At 46.2% G+C, this 17,638-nt stretch carries 14 protein-coding genes; 10 read left to right on the top strand and 4 right to left on the bottom strand.

The genetic code is table 11. The features are described from left to right. Positions 1-191 precede the first annotated feature (191 nt). The 10 genes from CLIN57ABFB40_RS12110 (at position 192) to CLIN57ABFB40_RS12070 (ending at position 10,904) form a co-directional block, all read left to right on the top strand. Positions 192-1,895, top strand: a complete 1,704-nt coding sequence (locus tag CLIN57ABFB40_RS12110) for a DUF3575 domain-containing protein (RefSeq protein WP_254871748.1) — start codon at positions 192-194, stop codon at positions 1,893-1,895. After that, a complete protein-coding gene (locus tag CLIN57ABFB40_RS12105; RefSeq protein ID WP_175630280.1) occupies positions 1,892-2,842 on the top strand; it encodes a DUF5119 domain-containing protein in 951 nt (316 codons plus the stop codon). The genes CLIN57ABFB40_RS12110 and CLIN57ABFB40_RS12105 overlap by 4 nt, the downstream gene beginning before the upstream one ends. Before the next feature lie 76 nt (positions 2,843-2,918). Beyond that, positions 2,919-3,047 carry a hypothetical protein gene (locus tag CLIN57ABFB40_RS20450; RefSeq protein ID WP_262886950.1) on the top strand — a complete coding sequence of 43 codons (129 nt, stop codon included), beginning with the start codon at positions 2,919-2,921 and terminating at the stop codon, positions 3,045-3,047. A gap of 107 nt (positions 3,048-3,154) precedes the next feature. Beyond that, positions 3,155-4,360, top strand: a complete 1,206-nt coding sequence (locus CLIN57ABFB40_RS12100; protein ID WP_175630279.1) for a fimbrillin family protein — start codon at positions 3,155-3,157, stop codon at positions 4,358-4,360. Between the two features lie 329 nt (positions 4,361-4,689). After that, on the top strand, positions 4,690-7,638 hold the full coding sequence (locus tag CLIN57ABFB40_RS12095) for a fimbrillin family protein (protein WP_175630278.1): 2,949 nt from the start codon (positions 4,690-4,692) through the stop codon (positions 7,636-7,638). A gap of 44 nt (positions 7,639-7,682) precedes the next feature. Continuing rightward, a complete protein-coding gene (locus CLIN57ABFB40_RS12090) occupies positions 7,683-8,138 on the top strand; it encodes a PepSY-like domain-containing protein (RefSeq protein WP_175630277.1) in 456 nt (151 codons plus the stop codon). Positions 8,139-8,333: 195 nt separating this feature from the next. After that, a complete protein-coding gene (locus CLIN57ABFB40_RS12085; protein ID WP_175630276.1) occupies positions 8,334-9,614 on the top strand; it encodes a PepSY-like domain-containing protein in 1,281 nt (426 codons plus the stop codon). 65 nt (positions 9,615-9,679) lie between these two features. Then, a complete protein-coding gene (locus tag CLIN57ABFB40_RS12080) occupies positions 9,680-10,192 on the top strand; it encodes a PepSY-like domain-containing protein (RefSeq protein WP_175630275.1) in 513 nt (170 codons plus the stop codon). A 27-nt stretch (positions 10,193-10,219) separates the two neighbouring features. Next, complete coding sequence (locus CLIN57ABFB40_RS12075) at positions 10,220-10,564, top strand: DUF805 domain-containing protein (RefSeq protein WP_175630274.1); 345 nt, start codon at positions 10,220-10,222, stop codon at positions 10,562-10,564. A gap of 37 nt (positions 10,565-10,601) precedes the next feature. Next, positions 10,602-10,904 (top strand): HU family DNA-binding protein, encoded by a 303-nt coding sequence (locus CLIN57ABFB40_RS12070; protein WP_175630273.1) that lies wholly within the window; start codon positions 10,602-10,604, stop codon positions 10,902-10,904. 734 nt (positions 10,905-11,638) lie between these two features. Here CLIN57ABFB40_RS12070 and CLIN57ABFB40_RS12065 read toward each other — a convergent pair. The 4 genes from CLIN57ABFB40_RS12065 to CLIN57ABFB40_RS12050 form a co-directional block, all read right to left on the bottom strand. Then, positions 11,639-12,289 carry an HAD family hydrolase gene (locus CLIN57ABFB40_RS12065; RefSeq protein WP_175630272.1) on the bottom strand — a complete coding sequence of 217 codons (651 nt, stop codon included), beginning with the start codon at positions 12,287-12,289 and terminating at the stop codon, positions 11,639-11,641. A 303-nt stretch (positions 12,290-12,592) separates the two neighbouring features. Further along, entirely contained in the window at positions 12,593-14,269 is a 1,677-nt protein-coding gene (locus tag CLIN57ABFB40_RS12060) for a glycoside hydrolase 43 family protein (RefSeq protein ID WP_175630271.1), read from the bottom strand. A 184-nt stretch (positions 14,270-14,453) separates the two neighbouring features. After that, positions 14,454-15,695, bottom strand: coding sequence for a DUF4861 domain-containing protein (locus CLIN57ABFB40_RS12055; RefSeq protein ID WP_175630270.1), 1,242 nt, complete (start codon positions 15,693-15,695; stop codon positions 14,454-14,456). Between the two features lie 150 nt (positions 15,696-15,845). After that, positions 15,846-17,465: a glycoside hydrolase family 28 protein gene (locus CLIN57ABFB40_RS12050; RefSeq protein ID WP_175630269.1), complete on the bottom strand. Its 1,620-nt coding sequence runs from the start codon at positions 17,463-17,465 to the stop codon at positions 15,846-15,848. Positions 17,466-17,638: the final 173 nt, after the last annotated feature.

The raw sequence follows: 17,638 nt of genomic DNA, 5'->3' as shown, positions 1-17,638 counted from the left end.
GCTAAATAACATGCTATTATATGTAAAAAAAACATTTTTTTATTAGTTTGTCATAGTAATGAAACAAACAACTCTTCAGTTAATAAGCAAGTTTTTGTAAATCAGTGGATTATAAACAAATGTTCGTTTTGCCGCTCTATATAGAATAGAGCAGTATATATATTAAAGAAATAAATTAGATAATATTATAAATGAGAAAAGTATTAGTAGTATTAATGGTGATGATTCTCGCTTTGGAATCAGTCTCGGGACAGGAATTCTCGTGTGCTGATACGCTATCCTCGAGAATTTATTTCCGAACGGGGCGCTCAGAACTGGAGCCGTCGTACCGGAATAATGCGGCATCGCTGTCGGGTGCCGTGGAGTTGCTAAGAAAGCTTAGGGGTGATACTGCGATTGTTTTCCGTCAGTTGCGTCTGGAATCTGGTGCTTCTCCGGAAGGGTCCAGTAGTATCAATGAACGTTTGAGTTTAGATCGTGGTACGGTTATTCGGAATTATTTTATCCGTGAAGTCCCACTAGCAGATTCTCTTGTTTCATTAAACTCTCAAGGTGTGGATTGGGACGGGCTTATCAGATTGGTGACTGCCTCACAGATGCCTTATAAAGAAGAGGTTCTCAATATTCTGCACAATACCCCCGAGTGGGTATTCAAAAATAAAAAGGTGGTCGACAGTCGTAAGCGACAGTTGAGTGTGCTTCGTGGAGGGAAGGCGTGGAATTATATGTTCAAGCACTTTTTCCCCGAACTGCGTGGGTCAAGTGTCAGTGTGGTGTGCGAGTACGATACCATCCCCGATCATAGTGTGAGCATCGCTCAGGCTACCGACTTTTCGTTCAAGGCGAATGTTTCGGCCGACAAGGCTCTTGCAGCAGCCGCACTTGCGGAACATGAGGCGGGTATTGCCGTGGCTGCCGCTGCTGAGGCGGTAGCAGCAGCGAAAGAGACGTTTGTAGAAGGCAAAAAAATCACTCAGGAGCAGGCGGACGTTATTCTTGCGGCGGCAACCCGTGCCTCGGTGGCGGCAGACAGGGCGCAGAACGCAGCGGATGCAGCCATCGCAGCTGCCGATGAAGCCTTTGCGGAAGCAGCCGAAGCGCGTCGCAATGCCGAGGAGGTGCTTGCTGTCATAGGCGACGTTCCTGCCGACCATGTGGCGAGGGTGAATGCCGAAGCGGTTGTAGCCAAGACACAGGCACAGGCCGATGAAGCCGTGGAGCGTGCACGTGCCGCAGCCGAGAAGGCAAAACGTGCTGCCGCTGAAGCAGCCGAAGCAGCTGCAATGGCGAGAAAAATATCGGTGGAAGCGGAAGAACGTGTGCGCAAGCCGTTCCAGATGGCGGTCAAGAGCAATCTGCTTTATGACGCAGCGCTTGTACCTAATGTAGGAGCAGAATTTTATTTGGGTCGTGGCTGGACGATAGGTGCTTCATGGATGCACGCATGGTGGAAAAACGACCGTGCCCACAACTACTGGAGAATTTACGGTGGCGAACTTGATGTTCGCAAGTATTTAGGCAAACGCGCCAAACAAAAAGCATTCGAGGGTCACCATCTCGGGCTCTACCTGCAAGCACTGACCTACGATGTAGAGTTGGGAGGAAAAGGCTACATGGGTGGCAAGCCGGGCGGAAAGTTGCTGGATAAGCCATCTTATGGCGTGGGTATCGAATACGGTTATTCGCTTCCTGTTGCACGTAGGCTGAATCTCGACTTCGGTGTCGGTGTAGGCTATCTGACAGGTGAATACAGGAAATATAATCCTGTTGACACACACTACGTATGGGAGCAGACCAAGCAACGCCACTGGTTCGGACCCACCAAGGCAGAAGTATCCCTCGTGTGGCTGATAGGACGCGGTAACTACAATGAGAAGAAAGGAGGGAAACAATGAAAAAGATAAAAAGGATAGCAAGTATATTGTCGCTTACGGCAGGACTGCTTTTCAGCTCGTGCGAGCACAAAGAGCTGTGCTACGACCATCGTCACTTTGTGGATGTGGAGGTTGTCTTCGACTGGAAGAACGCGCCTGACGCTGATCCGACGACAATGGACATATACTTTGTTCCCGAAGAAGGAGGAGCAGCCGAACGTTTTCAGTTCGCAGGCAAGAATGGCGGCAAGATTTCCGTGCCGCTGGGACGCTACAATGTAGTCGGTATCAACAGCGACTCGGAGACGAACCAGCTTCAAGGCACAGGTCGCTGGGAGACGTTTGAAGTGCGTACCGTCACTACTTCGCTGCTTTCCTTCCTGGGAGTGCGCGGAAGTGAGCCGCCTAGAGCAGAAGGTACGGAAAACGAGCGTGCGGCATACACACCCGACAGGCTGTGGAGTGCCGGCGAGATGGGAATATACCTCACCGACCCTACCCAAAGCTATAAAATCACGCTCTATCCTGAAAGAAAGCTCTGCAACTACACGGTAAAGGTGCTTAACGTCACCAACCTGAAATATGCACGTGACATAAGCGGGGCGCTTTCAAGTATGGCGGGCGGACTGCTGGCAGGAAGTGGCGAACTTACCAAGGAGCTGGTGACGATGTCGTTCCCAGGAAACTCGGATATGGAATCCACCATCACGTCAAACTTCCACGTGTTCGGTCATTGCCCCACGTTGGATAATCCGCACCAACTGACCATCTATGCCATATTGGCGGATGGCAGCAGATTCTATCAGACGTTCAACGTCACCGACCAGGTGCATGGGGCAACCGACCAATGTAATGTGGAGATCGTGATTGACGGTCTGGAGCTTCCGAAGCCGATTACAAACGGTGGCGGTTTCAACCCGGACGTGGGCGACTGGATGGACGGTGATGAGATTGAGATCCCGATGTAGCAAGCATTCAATTTTCAAGCTATCATATATAAGTTAATTATTAATTTTTTCAAAGGTATGAAAAAAAAATGCCGTAATGAAACTTGTGGATGTGAACGACAAGCGTTCCGCCACTTTTGCCGGAATCCGGACAGACAACGAATCTGGACGCAAGTCACACAATCGGATCACCTACCTATGGGTAGAAACTAAAACAAATGTTTGATAAATTATTAGTTATTTAATCCCAATCCGTTTAAACCGGATTTAAACAATTATTTGTGTTATAATATGAAAAAAAGTTTTTATTTAGCGGCTTTAGCAGCCATTGCAATGACTTCCTGTTCTCAGGATGAGGTTATCAACGATTCTTCTGCTCTTGATAGCAACGGTAGTGCTATCACTTTTAGAACTATCTTGGACAAAGCGCCTGTCACGCGTAACAATACGACTACTGGAGACAACATATCTACGTTCAAGGTTGTCTGCTATGACTGGGAGAATAAACACTACTTTGGTCCTGAAAATGTGAATAAAGTAGATGGTAACTGGGTAACAGACAGAATTTACAATTGGAAGAAGAAAGACAAAGCTTTGAGATTTTTCGCAGTTCACGGCTCGTCAAATGCCTACTTCAAGGAACCAGTTGCAGGTGATGAAGGAGTTACAGGCAACAAATATCCATTCCTCAAGGACGCGCAAATCCATAATGGTCCACATTACATGGACGCTGATGGCAAATATACACAATATAATGGTGATGGAGCAACAGTTACAAAAGATCATCCGATGCATGATATCTGTGCCGCTTTCTATGAGGGTAAAGAGGGAGATGGTGCCGTAAAACTAAATTTTAAGCACCTTTTATCAAAGGTTGAAATACAAGCTAAGAACGACAAACATGGTAATGGTCGAACAGTGGAAGTGCTGGGTGCGCGTATAAAAGGTCTGTACCAATATGGAACTTGGGTGTATAATGTTGCAGATGTACCAGAAGGCACGGCACATTCTAATTTTACCGGTACATGGTCTCATGAGAAGGAGGGAACTGATCCTTCAGGAGACGCTTGGATTCGTTGGCATGAGAACGCAATACCTACTACTTTGGATGCTAGCTGGAAATCAGTCCTGCCTGAAGCCGAGTCATTCATGCTGTTCCCGACAGTTGAGTCTGCTCAAGAGCAAGGTACAACTAAATACGATCCAACAAATGCTCCTAAGGGAACATATCTTTCCGTTATTTGTAAGGTAACTATGACTGATACAAGTGGTAATATAAAATATATTGTAGGTTCAGAAAATAAATACGGTCTGGCAATGATTCCTATTTCATTTAAGTTGGAGCAAGGCATGAAGTATACTTTCCTACTCGATTTTACTAACGGTTCCGGTGCTGTTGACCCGACTACTCCGGTTGACCCGGATATTGAACTACCAGATGGTGGTGACGGTGGAGAAGAGCATGAAGGTGGTCAGATCAACTTCGAGGTTTCTGTTGAACCGTGGACAGAGGGCGGTAACACCACGATGCCTATGTAATCCATACATTTAAAGTAAATAATCTTAAGCAATTTTAGACCGGGCGGGGTTGGACCGACTATGGGGTTGCGGAAAGGTCTCGATGACATAGGTATATCGTTTCTGCGAGTCCATTTGGGGAGCGTACCGAGGTGAAAGCCGGACGTTCTGTCCCTTCCCGGTTACTACTACAGGCAGCGGATATATTTTGAAGCTGCCGCCAAGCAGCACCATCTGCTTGGCATTCGAGCCGCCAGCATCCCTGCATGTTGTCTGCTTGACACCCGAGCCGCCGCTATACCGGTGTGCCATCAGAATGAAAACAATAATTATAATAATTGATACAACGTATGAATAAGAGAAGAATCTTTTTACACTCGCTGAATCGTTTTTGTATGGCGGGGGCATTCATAGCAGTCATGTTGTTTGCCGCCTGTGATGACGATGAGATCATGGAGGGTCGCCCTAACTGGGATACCATCTGTTTCAATCCTGTGCAACAGACTGACGGCTGGGATGATTTGTCGCAGACCCGTTCTGCTGTAGACGGACCAAGTGCAGACAGCGCCTCCGTGGTGAAGCTGGACTATGAGACTCCGGACGGGGAGCCTCTCTACCTGCATACGCACGTTAGCAACGGAATCGACTGTGAAAGAATGACGGAAGAGATGCAGGAAGAAATGGCAAGAGCTGTAGAAGCAGCAAGATTGGCAGGAACGGAAGAACCTGAAAACTCACCGGCTACGCGTGGTGTCAAGGTAGACGGAACGAACTTCCACAGCACATTCGGTATGTTCGCAGTGTCTTATGATGGAGCCTTTGATGCGTCGAAGAACTTCGACTTAATGAATAACCTCAAGGTAGAGCAAGGCAAGAGCTGGGCGACAGGTGTCACATGGCCCACCACAGGCAGGGTGAGATTCTACGCTTATGCGCCGCATAGTACTGCGATCGGAAACACCAACTTCACCATAACCGCCAAAAAAGAAACGAATCAGCCAGGACCTGTATTAACACTCTCACAAAAAGCGACCATCAGGCCTACTGATTCGCAGGACGTGGTGTATGCATACTCTGACGTCCCTGCGCGTAATAACGGCCAGCCCGTGAGCCTGACATTCAAGCACATCTTGGCTGCAATCAGAATCAAGACACATGGTACGAATTTTTTCGAAGGCACTTTGAAAAGCCTCAAGATTCTGAACGCATATATGGAAGCGGATTACAATCCCCAAAGTGCTACATCAAACAACATTTTAGCTCGTCGCAACAAAGGAACGATCACCCTGTATCAAAACGCTACCGGGAAGACTATCACGGCGAACACCGACCTTATCGATGGCGGCTACTTTTTCATGATTCCGCAAAATGTCAATAAAGGCGGTGATCAGATACGACTGGAAATAGTTTTCCGTCCGAAAAACCAAACGCAAGATCGTACTTTCACGCTCGACCTTACCTCACCTACTACGGCCGGTTGGTTCCAGAACAATACCTACACATATACTATTTCCAACTCTGAAAGCGTACCTAATCCTGAATGGGACTATACCTTTGAGGTGGATAATACGGGAGGTATCTACAACCTTGACTTCAACCTTTCGACGCAAGATATTGGTGTTCGCTGCTACAGCAACCCTAGAGGAAAACCGAACGAAAAAACAGCAGTCGACTGGAACTATGAGTACTCGACGGATGATGGCAAGACTTGGCTTGATCCGACCATAGCAGGCTCCAGCAATATCTTGAATACGTTTGGACTAACCAAGGTGATTCCGGCTGGAAATGATGGCACGAAGGGTAAAATTACTGCAAGTGCGAAGTATGTAGTGGAAAGACAATGGTACAACATCGAGGATGAAACTCTTCAATATCGGCCGTCGGTTGGTACTCAGAACGCTCCTTATGATCTTTCCACTTTAGGAGGGAGGGAGGCTGAGTCAACGGCAAACTGCTATATCGTCAACGGACCTGGCTGGTATATGTTCCCAATAAAATTTGGCAATTCTTTCAAAAATGGCTCTTTAAACACCAGGTCCTACATTCCCCAACAGACCCACGCTAGTATCAGAAATCCTTTGAGGGATGCTACGAATGCTCCTGTAAAACAGGCGTTGATACATAATAACAGCGCAGCGTTACGAGACGTTGAATTATTCTGGCAGGACGCACCTAATCTGGTAACCAATGTTCAATACCATCTGGGAACTTATATAAAATTCTATGTGAATCCAAATAACATAAAGCAGGGAAACGCTGTAATTTCTGCGCTTTCCTATAATGGTGAAATCCTTTGGTCTTGGCATATTTGGGTTACTCCCTATGGTCTGGAGGATAAACATAATGATTATGGAAATCCTCTTTCGGATATCACGATCTATGACAACAGCAACAACTCTTATCGGATGATGGGAATGCCGTTGGGTCATTGCACAGGCGACTCAAGGACATACAGTCGTCGTACCATAAAGCTACGTTTCACCTCGAGGATAGGGACTGAAAAAATAATCACGCTGCAACGTCAGGAGTTCCGCGAACGAAAGCCCGGCAATACTCTCATTTATCAGTGGGGACGTCCTATACCCATCCCTGGTGGTACATACGTAGATAGCTCGAGCTACTTGACCCCAGTTCCTCAGAAGACAGTCTATTGGGGGAATAGATTTTCAAGTAAATTTTTCAAGGTACTACTAAAATACGTTAACACGTGGGAAGTCCTGCAATACCCCGAAGAAATATATGCCCCAAGTGGCACAAACGGGCAGGGACAATGGCCATGGTACTGGGAGAGCGATAAATACCGCAACAGATGGAACAACAACCCGTTATTGAATGATGATGCTTCTGCGGGTAGAGTTGTGAAGACAATTTATGACCCTTCGCCAAGAGGATACGCAGTGCCTCCGGGAAGAGCCTTTGAACAGTTCCTGACATCAGGAATGAGCGACATGACATACGGCGACCTTAGCTACTGGAATGCGCAGATTCGTAGTCAAGCTGAATATATAAAAGAGTATGGTGCAAGATTCAGAGTCAGAAGAGGTGCACAAGATTGGGAAACCATTTTCTTACCCTCCACCGGATTCTCAAACGTACATAGATGGGAAAACCAGCAATCACCTAAGATTTACGATACTGCTTTGAGAGGAGTCTATTGGATGGCGGATTTGCACTGGACAACTGGTAGGGCGAGTGCACTCCACTTTGGTTTTGGCGAAAACGCGCAACCTCATATCTGCGTAAGATACTATGACGGAACGTCCGACTGCAATGCCATATTACCTGTTAGAGAATACTAAAGTAACTGTCACCCCAATATTCAATAATCAATTCATTTTAAATTATGAAAAGAACAAGAATGTTTTTCATGGCTGCCGCACTGTTGCTATTAGGCACCCAGGCGGCACATGCCGACGGGCGTGAGGAGGCAATCAGTTTCGAACGTCTTCCGAAAGCCGCTCAAGAGTTCCTGACAACTCATTTCAAGGATCTTACGCTCGCTTACGTCGTAGCGGACCACAAAATAATGACTGTGGAATACGAAGCAACCTACACCGACCGCACGGAAGTGGACTTTCGCGCCGACGGTTCTTGGGAAAGCGTGGAGCGGAAGTATTCTCCTGTTCCCGCAAGCATTGTTCCGAAGCCGATTGCCGACTTCGTGGCAAAGAACGAGTTATTCCGCGGACAGTTCATCAAGGAAATCGAACGCAACCCTTATACGTGGGAAATTGAGCTTTCCGGTGGACTTGAAATCAAGTTCGACAGCCGGTTCAACGTGATAGGGTACGACGATTGACCGGAATGAAGCGTCATTACGGACCTTAACTCAATTTCAGATTGGAGGAGGATTAGGCGGAGATGAACGTGCCCTGGATCGGACAGATACTTTTAGGGGAGACAATTCAGGGACGTCTAACCCTCCTCCCTTTTTAAAACAGAACCTTTATCAAGGCAAATTTCATTTATAGTTATTAAAAAACATTCAACAGGTATGAAAAATTTATTAAAGACGATGGCGGCAGGCGTGGTGCTTACCCTCGCCGCCTGTGAAAATGAGGAAGCTCCCGCAGGGGGCACAAACGATGTGAGCCGGCTGGCGCAGATAGCACTTGAAACCAAATACCCGGGAGCAAGCAATGTCCGCTGGCTGACTAAAGGCGACTATGTGGTGGCTGTCTTCTCCATGCCCGCCACACGTGCCGTCCCAGACACGGAAAACGATCTTGCCGCATGGTTCGACAATGGCGGCGTATGGTATATGACGGAAACTGATATTCCTTTCACATCACTTCCGGACGCCGTCCGTCAGGCATTCAACGGCAGCGAATACGCCAACGCCCCTTGGGAAATAGACGATGTGGACAAACTTGAGCGTGACGGCGTGGAGACCATCTACGTCATCGAAGTGGAGAAAAAGGAGAACGGGCGGGAAACGGAAGTGGACCTCTACTACGCCGACAACGGTGTATTGGTGAAGCAAGTGACAGACTCGGGCAACGACTACGATTACTCCGACTATATACCTTCGAAACCTTCCGGAAACATCGAACAATACATCCGCGACAACTATCCTGGAGCTAGAATCACCGACATCGACCGCGAGCGCGACATGACTGAGGTTGAAATCATCGACGGACAGGTGCGGCGCGAACTGCTTTTCGCCGGAAACGGCGTATGGAAGTATACGAAGACAGAGATTAAAGATAAAAACACGATACCCCAGGCTGTCGCCGCCGCGCTGCAAGCCAGCGACTATGTTACCTACCGGATCGACGACATCGACCACTACAAAACTCCCGACAGCGAGTTCTACCGCTACGACCTCGAATCGCGCTACGGCGATGTCAAAGTAGACATTACACCGGAGGGAACGCTTACCCTTGTGCAGGCGGGAGGCAATCCGGGACAAGGCAACGGCCAGATGGTGAATGTCGAGATATCATCGTTTATCCATCAGAAATATCCCGGTGCACGCATCGTAGAGTACGACTATGACGACGGATTGCTGGAAGTGGAGATATTCCACGAATACCTTGAGAAGGAGGTATATTTCAACGGACGCAACCAATGGGTCTACACGGAGTGGGACATCCGTCCGAACGCGCTGCCCCAGGCGGTGAAGGATGCCATAGCCGCATCGCAATGGGCCACCTTCGAAATCGACGACATGGAATATGTGCAGACCCCGCAACAAGAATACTACCTCATTGAGCTGGAGAGCGGCAACCGGGAAGTAGAACTGCGTGTGAAAGCCGATGGAACGATATTTTAAAGGAATCCAACGGAGACTGCACTCCGGCAGGTTCCGGACCAGACAAACCGATAACTTAAAAATATATGGAACTGAACAATTTAACAAAAAAAGAAACAACAAATGCTTTTGCCCGCTGCGGCAAGCACAACGGAAAGAAGATCGGCAAATATCAGTTGCTTTTGTCAGCATTAGTGCTGGCACTGCTCTGCCTTACCGGCTGTAGTGATGAGATCTCTTATAGAAAGCTACCGGAAAAAGCGCGAAACTTCATTGAAACCTATTTCCCGGAACAAAGTCTCGTGTATGCGGAACGCGACCGGGATAACGGGCAAAAGGAGTACGAGGTCCGGCTGAGCAACGGCACCGAGATCGAATTCTACGAGTCCGGGGACTGGAAGAGCGTTGACTGCAAATATACATTTCTGCCCGAAGGCATCGTGCCTGAAACGATTGTTGCGGATATCGCAGTGCGCTATCCCGGTGCCGGAATTTACGAGGCCGAACGTGAAGCGGGAGGCTATGAGATATCCATCGGAAACGGTCTGGAACTGATCTATTCGATTGACGGCGGGTTCATCAGAGAAGAAAGATTTTAATCACATGTTAAGCTAAAATAAAAGAATATGAACTGGTATTTGAGAGTAATAAGAGAACATTACGCAGACTTCGGTGGACGCGCACGTCGTAAGGAGTACTGGATGTTTATGCTGGTAAACATGTGTGTCATGGTTTTATTAGGCATTATCGGCACATTGATAAAATTGCCGTGGATCAGTATGGTTTACGGACTGGGTGTATTGCTCCCTTCACTAGCTGTTTCCGTACGCCGGCTCCACGACAGAGGCAAAAGCGGCTGGATGCTGTTGATATCCCTTGTTCCGGTCGCGGGAGGGATTTATCTGCTCTATCTTTTCTGTCTGGACGGTGAAAAGAAACTGAACGCATGGGGCGCCAATCCGAAGTATTGAATAACAGAAAACAAAGTATCACGTAAAAACGAATCCAATGAACAAGAAAGAATTTGTAAGTAATGTGGCTGCCGCAGGCGGTATGAGTGTGAAAGAATCGGAAACGGCGGTAAACGCCGTGCTGAAAGTCATCACGGAGGCGATGCACAAGGAGGAGAAAATCCTGATTCCTGGATTCGGTTCGTTCGCTGTCAAGGAACGTCCGGCACGTAACGGCCATAACCCGTATACGGGAGGAAGCATGAGGATACCCGCCAAGAAAGTGGTGAGGTTTGTTCCGGGGACAGGATTGGAGATCGGCAGCAGACCTGTCGGCAAGAACAATGGCACGAACAAATAATCTGTGGCTATGATAGAAGAAAAAGAACAGATGGATGTGTTGTATAACGTCCTTACGGCAAGTAAAGATGACACGAAGATGGAAATCGATTTGCATAAGCTACAATCCATGATATATATACTATGTACGAGCCTGTGTGCAAATGTTGTCCTTCTCGTACTGGTGGCATGCCTTGTAGCGATAAGATATATGTAAACGGTATAGATAAAATAGTGTAGGTGAGTTGATTTTGAAGTAATTATGCAGTAGTGAGATACCTAGAGTGTGCTTGAATGCCACACTCTAGGTTTTTTAGTATGTTGTTATAGACAATTCTTGATATTACAGTTCTTATGGTATAAAAAGCAGTTAAAGGGATGAATATGCCGGTATGTGAAGAAGTGTAAGGCTATACTAGAAATGATTTTGATTTTTTTATTCTGGAACGACTGTCTCCACATCTATGTTGTATATAATTTTGTTATATATCTCTCAATGGGCGTGGAGCTATTACTTATTATTTGATTGCAGGCTTACCAGAGCCTTTCACAAAATAATATCGTAATAGTTTCCGCGCCTTTTTTATTGGTGCTGCGGGAAACCAATAAATTATCTAAAATTGAGAATATGGGCATAATTGGTGATTTTATTCAGATTCATCATAGATAATAACCAAGTATGAGTTATTTGCAAGAGCGATTTCTTCGTGGCTCATATTCGTTGAATTGATATTTTTTCGTATATTCTGCTGTGCACTAGATTATTAGCCTTTTAATCTCTTCGGCTGTATCCACTATATATGCCGGACTAAACTCTTCCAATTCTGTCCGTGGGCGGAAGCCCCATGTTACGCCACAAGCTGTCACACCTGCATTAGCTGCTGTTTGCATATCGACTCCCGAATCACCGACATAGAGGACATCTTCTTTTTCTACATTCGCTAATTTCAAAATATCAAAGACGATTGTTGGGTCAGGCTTGACATTTACCCCTTCCCGTTGACCGAAAACGGCAGTGAAGCGGATTTCGGGGAAATAATGGGCAACCAGTTTCTCGGTAGCTGTCTGATACTTGTTGGAAGCTACGGCAAGTTGGATACCTGCGGATTGTAAATAAGATAAAAGTTCTGAGATACCCGGATAAGGGCGGCTGTCATCTGCATTGTGGACATCATAGTAAGGAACGAACTCTTTTCTAACCCGGAGTACATTCTCTTCTGTCTTTTCTCCTTCGGGCAATGCACGTTCAAAGAGTTTGTTGATACCATTTCCTACCATGAAGTTATACTTTTCCACATCGTGTGTGGGGTATCCTAATTTATTTAAAGCATAGTTGGTACTGTGTGCCAGGTCGGCGATAGTATTCAGTAATGTACCATCCAAATCGAATATTGCTAGTTTCTTCATTGAACTCTTAGTTTTATTGTTAATCCTGTAATTCAAAATCTCTTCGTTTACAAAATTATATAGAAAAATCGATTTTTTCTACACCGGCACAATAAAAACCGAGGCCAGCGCACAAACTCTGCTTCATACTTCGTTTAATTGTTACGAATGTCCTATATTTAAGGAGTGTAACTAAAAAATCTCAAATATGGACAAAGACAGAATCGTGGCCGGCCTTGATGTCCACAAAGATAGAAAAGAAAAGACGCCCTTGCAAGATTTTCATGGTGCAGGGGCGTCTTTTTAGTATTTGGTTACTCTTTTTTACTTCTTCGTAATGCGGAACCAATCCACGTCTGCCCAACCGCCGTCATTCGTTTTAATAGCCGGACGCGTGCAGAACATACCGACTTTAGCGCCAATCCATTGTCCTTCTCTTGCCTGGAAAGGAGCACCGAGTGATTCAAATTTCTTTCCGTCGAGGCTATAACTGAAATTACACATCACAATAAGGTCGTGTCCGCCTTCGCTGGCTTTGATTTTCTTTCCGTCACAACTGAAACGTACCTTCAGATAAACCGTGTTCTGGGAAAGGTCAACGGCAGCTTTCACTTCTTCCGGTTTTCCCTTGTCCGCCCTTTTACACTCTACTTGCGACAAAACAAGCCCTTTGTCTGTATTTTCTAAAACCAGTCCGGCATAATCCCTGCCCATAACGACAAGCCCGGTTCGCTCGCCTTTATTCTTTTGATTAGGAGTGAACGTGAGTTTCATTGTTGCGGTGAAATTGTCGGAAGGAGTTTTCTGTAATAAGAGGTTAGCTACATCCCACAGGTTCTTATAATCTTCTACCACCGGATAAGAGTATAATCTGACATAACTCTTGTCTCCTGCATAATATGCCCATTTTTCATTAATGTTGGCGTGCCATTGCCACTGTGGGGACAACGTGTAGCCGTCGAATTCATCACTTTCCTGCGGAGTGCAGACGGGATATGTTTTACCTACATTCGGTTTCTTGTAAGTCAATACAGGTTCACCGCAGCCGTCACCGTCTTTATCAATGCCGATAACAGGCCAGTCGTTCACCCATTTCATCGGTTGCAAGTGCATGATACGGCCGTAAGCGCCTACATCTTGAAAGTGAAGGAACCAGTCTTCGCCCGTAGGAGTGTCTACCCATGCTCCCTGATGGGGACCGTTGACGGGAGAGTTGCCTTGTGCGAGTACGGTTTTCCATTCGTAAGGGCCGTAGATGTTCTTGGAACGTAAAACCACCTGCCAGCCTGTCGGTACGCCACCTGCCGGATGGAAAATATAGTAATAGTCATTTCTCTTATACATTTTGGGGCCTTCGCAAGTCTGATGCGCTTCGTGACCGTCGAATATGATACGTGAAGGAGTGATAGCTTTCGTAGCCTCTGCGTTCAGCTCACAGATGGTGATTACACTTTTCAGTCCGGCACGGCTTCCTGCGTATGCGTGTACCATATATACTTTTCCGTCCTCATCCCAAAACGGGCAGGTGTCGATGATTCCTTTTCCTGCCTTAACTAAGACAGGTTCGCTCCACGGGCCTTTCGGGTCTTTGGCTTTCACCATGAAAGCTCCTTGGTCGGGGTCACCCCAAAAGATATAGAATTCACCGTCGTGATGGCGGATAGCGGGAGCCCATACACGATTACCATGTTCCGGGCGTTCCGGCGTTTCGATAGGAGTGAGGGCGTTAGGCACTGCCGCGCCGATAATCGTCCAGTTCACCAAATCTTTGGAATGTAGTATTTGTAATCCCGGCAGACAGTTGAAACTGGATGAAGTCATATAAAAATCATCACCCACGCGGCAAGCGTCGGGGTCGGAGTAATCGGCATAGAGAACCGGATTTTTGTATTTGCCGTTTCCGAGGTCGGAAACCCATACTTCGGATACATAGTTTTTCTGCGCCAATGCCGGGAAGGCAGTCAGCAGGCAGAGAACTAAAGTCTGTGTCAATCGTTTCATGATATAGGTAGATTAATAGTTTTATATAAATGATTCGTTGGCTTGTCTTACGATGGCAAAGGTAGAAAAAAAGACTCTGCACAGGGAGTAATAATTGTGCAGAGTCGTATAAAAATTGGTAGAAACCTCGTAATTTTTGTTTAGTTGTATTTGTATTCTACCTTATTTAGTGGTGTGGTTATCTTTATTTGGCAGCACGGCTGTCTTTTACTTTCACTGTCACAGGATGAGCCAGTTCTTCTTTCCATTCGCGAAGATATGCGAACCATGCTTCCGGTGTCTTATATCCGAAGGTTTCCTTCATGGAAGTGAAAGTCGTATGATATTGGAAGTAATTGTTTCCCGGAGCGGTGATTGTATAGAGGAAGTTTGCCTTGTCTTTTTCCTCAGATTTCACATAACGCTGAGGAATACAAGTTCCCAACCCTACGGTTTCTTTTGCGTACTTCACCGTGTCGTTTACAGGCCAGTCCGTACCCCAGCTTCCTACCAAGCCTTTATGGTCGGAGAATGATTTGGAAGCACCTACGATGTCCTGCACACCTGTGCAGAAAATCTCTTTATCGAGCGGCTCGTCGAAGAATGTTTCGATGTGAAGGTCACGATGTCCGGCATAAAGCGTGTAACGCGTCATCATATCGAGTTCTGCACCCTGATACTGCCATCCGGTTACTTCAATTTCAGCAATCGCACGCACCGGCCCGTAAGAGATGATACGTTCCGTACGGGTTTCTACCGGGGTGATATGGGTTGCTTTCTGTCCGTCCCAACCTTTCAACGCACCCGGGCCGCAACTGTCGAATACACGAAGCACATCGTCACCGAATCCTTTGGCTAACTGTGCATCCGTAGGATAGAACTGCGATTCTTTGATTTCCAACCCTTTATTGAATTTACCGTAAATATCAGGTGTCTGTTTTTCATTGAAGTAGAGACGATAACCTACCAGTTCCGATTCCAAAACCGGACCGTGAGGACGTACCATGCTATATATATTGCTAGTTCCGGGAACGGTAATAGCCTGTACCCTTTGATGCTTTCCTTTTCGGAAATCAGCAATGAACATATTGGCATATACTCGTTCAGGGTAAGTCTTTGTACTCTTTTCCGAAGAAAGCGTCACTTGAAAAGTCTTTTTGCCATGGGCAGGAAGATTGGTTACAAAGGCAAGTTCATCCATCTTTCTGTCCCTGTTCAAATCATCAAGTTGAGAAGGAATTTCATTCGTCCCTTCCATAACAACAGCCGATTTTATTTTGAAATCCGCGTGCAGTTCGCACAGATTGACGACAACCGGAGCATCCGTTTTTGCTTGGTTCCAATTATTGTGCACCTCTACTGTAATGGTCTTCTCCTGTTTCTGAGCCCAAGTCGGCAGGCTAAAACTGCCTAAAAGGAAAGCAAATATAAAAAGATTCTTCTTCATGATTCTAAGGCTGATATAATACGTCGTATTTCTCCCTGCAAAAGTAACTGAAAAAAAAGCAGACCGTCTATCTTTTGAAGATAAAATAGTCTGCTATTTGAGCTTTTTACTCTATATAATGATATTGTGGTTTTCTTTTCTTACTGAACTTTATTTGAGACTTAAAATCTCGCCTTTTGCTCCAAATTCTTCATAAACCTTTCCATCTACGGTCAGGTTCTTTGCATTTTTGACATTCAGGATATTGTTTCCTTTTGAAGACTCTACATGAATATTCTCCAAAGTGACTCCGTCTACCTGGCTGATGACAACTCCATCCGTAGCTTCCGTCATCACAACGTTTTTAACGGTGATATTGCTAATCGGCATTTCCGGCAGACCGTTGAAGAACATCGCACGTCCCGAACCTCTGCACGCAATATTTGAAATATGAATGTTGCGGAACGCCGGAGTCTCTTCCGTTACCGGTGGGATGGCTGTTTTCATACGGTTCAGCAAATCTTCTTCCGATTCTTCACCTGCACCTTTTCCACCATAGAAGAGGTCGAACAATAACGGTTCGTTCGGGATGTTAATCATATTGATGTTATTGATGTAGATGTTTTCCACTACACCGCCACGTCCGCGGGTACTCTTGAAGCGCAAACCTACATCAGTCCCCATGAATGTGCAATCTTCCACATAGATATTCTTCACACCGCCGGACATTTCGCTGCCTACAACGAATCCGCCATGTCCGTGCAATACCGTATTATTCTTCACAATCACATTCTGGCAAGGTTCACCGCGACGGCGACCGTCTTCGTCCTTACCCGATTTGATACAGATAGCATCGTCTCCCGCATCAAACACACTGTTGATAATCAGCGCGTTCTTGCAAGATTCCAAGTCGATGGCATCACCATTCTGAGAATACCAGGGATTGATAACCATGATATTATTTACGGTAAAATCTTCGCAGGACAACGGGTGCAGACACCAGCTCGGAGAGTTTTTGAAAGTCACGCCTTCCAGCAATACTTTCTTGCTTTTTACGATACTGAGCAGCACCGGGCGCAGCCATGGACGGATTTCAGCCCATTCTTCATCCGTATTGATGCCTTCGGGCACGTTAAAGTCTTTACAAGCCATAGCTCCCTTCAGCGAACCCGCTGTGGGATACCATATCTCTTGCTTCTCATCGAGAACACCGCCTGAATTTACTAACTTCTTCCATTGCGAAGCGGTCAGTTTGCCCTTTTTCACCGGACGCCAGCAATCACCGTTTCCGTCGAATGTGCCGTATCCCGTGATAGCGATATTCTCCGCGTTGCGTGCCGAAATCGGTGACTGGCAACGACGGGTTTCGAGCCCTTCAAAAGAAGTGGCGATGATAGGATATGCTTCGAAATCTCCGGTGAAGAGCACCAGTGAATTCTGTTCTGTATAAAGATTCACATTACTCAGCAATTCGATGGGGCCTGTCAGCCAGATACCTTCCGGGATAATCACTTTGCCACCACCGTGTTGGTTCACGTTCTTGATAGCATCGTTGATGGCTTTCGTATTCAGGAACAAACCGTCCCCTTTGGCTCCGAAATCCACAATGCTTACCTCATAAGCAGGAAAAGCCGGCTGTTGTACTTTCGGCATTTCAAAAGGTAAATTTTGGTAAAGGGCATCGCTTATTGCGTTTTCACTTGTCGCATTCCCGCTTTGCGGTTTACATCCTGCGATAAACGGCAAACAGCATATAGCTATCCAAAAGAGTCTTTTTGTCAATGTGTTCATTTAGTAATCTAATTTTCTATAGGGTTATACATCTATTGTTTTCAATGGTATTTCGTTGGACATTATCGAATGCAAAGATAGGAGCGAACCCCCAAAGGGATGTGGACTAATTGATAGAATACGTGTATTTTTTGTCATTTCTGTCTATTATTTGCGCACTTCTCATGATTTTA

Origin of the sequence: Bacteroides acidifaciens (assembly GCF_903181435.1) — a bacterium.
In the GTDB taxonomy this organism is placed as follows: domain Bacteria; phylum Bacteroidota; class Bacteroidia; order Bacteroidales; family Bacteroidaceae; genus Bacteroides.
Note: the sequence above shows the minus strand (reverse complement) of the source record. Positions and strands in the feature narration are given on the sequence as shown.

Excerpts from the sequence above, each read along its gene's own strand:
- CLIN57ABFB40_RS12090 (WP_175630277.1), top strand. The coding sequence starts at position 7,683 with ATGAAAAGAACAAGAATGTTTTTCATGGCTGCCGCACTGTTGCTATTA.
- CLIN57ABFB40_RS12105 (WP_175630280.1), top strand. The coding sequence starts at position 1,892 with ATGAAAAAGATAAAAAGGATAGCAAGTATATTGTCGCTTACGGCAGGA.
- CLIN57ABFB40_RS12050 (WP_175630269.1), bottom strand. The coding sequence starts at position 17,465 with ATGAACACATTGACAAAAAGACTCTTTTGGATAGCTATATGCTGTTTG.
- CLIN57ABFB40_RS12110 (WP_254871748.1), top strand. The coding sequence starts at position 192 with ATGAGAAAAGTATTAGTAGTATTAATGGTGATGATTCTCGCTTTGGAA.
- CLIN57ABFB40_RS12100 (WP_175630279.1), top strand. The coding sequence starts at position 3,155 with ATGACTTCCTGTTCTCAGGATGAGGTTATCAACGATTCTTCTGCTCTT.
- CLIN57ABFB40_RS12060 (WP_175630271.1), bottom strand. The coding sequence starts at position 14,269 with ATGAAACGATTGACACAGACTTTAGTTCTCTGCCTGCTGACTGCCTTC.
- CLIN57ABFB40_RS12055 (WP_175630270.1), bottom strand. The coding sequence starts at position 15,695 with ATGAAGAAGAATCTTTTTATATTTGCTTTCCTTTTAGGCAGTTTTAGC.
- CLIN57ABFB40_RS12070 (WP_175630273.1), top strand. The coding sequence starts at position 10,602 with ATGAACAAGAAAGAATTTGTAAGTAATGTGGCTGCCGCAGGCGGTATG.
- CLIN57ABFB40_RS12095 (WP_175630278.1), top strand. The coding sequence starts at position 4,690 with ATGAATAAGAGAAGAATCTTTTTACACTCGCTGAATCGTTTTTGTATG.
- CLIN57ABFB40_RS12065 (WP_175630272.1), bottom strand. The coding sequence starts at position 12,289 with ATGAAGAAACTAGCAATATTCGATTTGGATGGTACATTACTGAATACT.
- CLIN57ABFB40_RS20450 (WP_262886950.1), top strand. The coding sequence starts at position 2,919 with ATGAAACTTGTGGATGTGAACGACAAGCGTTCCGCCACTTTTGCCGGA.
- CLIN57ABFB40_RS12085 (WP_175630276.1), top strand. The coding sequence starts at position 8,334 with ATGAAAAATTTATTAAAGACGATGGCGGCAGGCGTGGTGCTTACCCTC.
- CLIN57ABFB40_RS12080 (WP_175630275.1), top strand. The coding sequence starts at position 9,680 with ATGGAACTGAACAATTTAACAAAAAAAGAAACAACAAATGCTTTTGCC.
- CLIN57ABFB40_RS12075 (WP_175630274.1), top strand. The coding sequence starts at position 10,220 with ATGAACTGGTATTTGAGAGTAATAAGAGAACATTACGCAGACTTCGGT.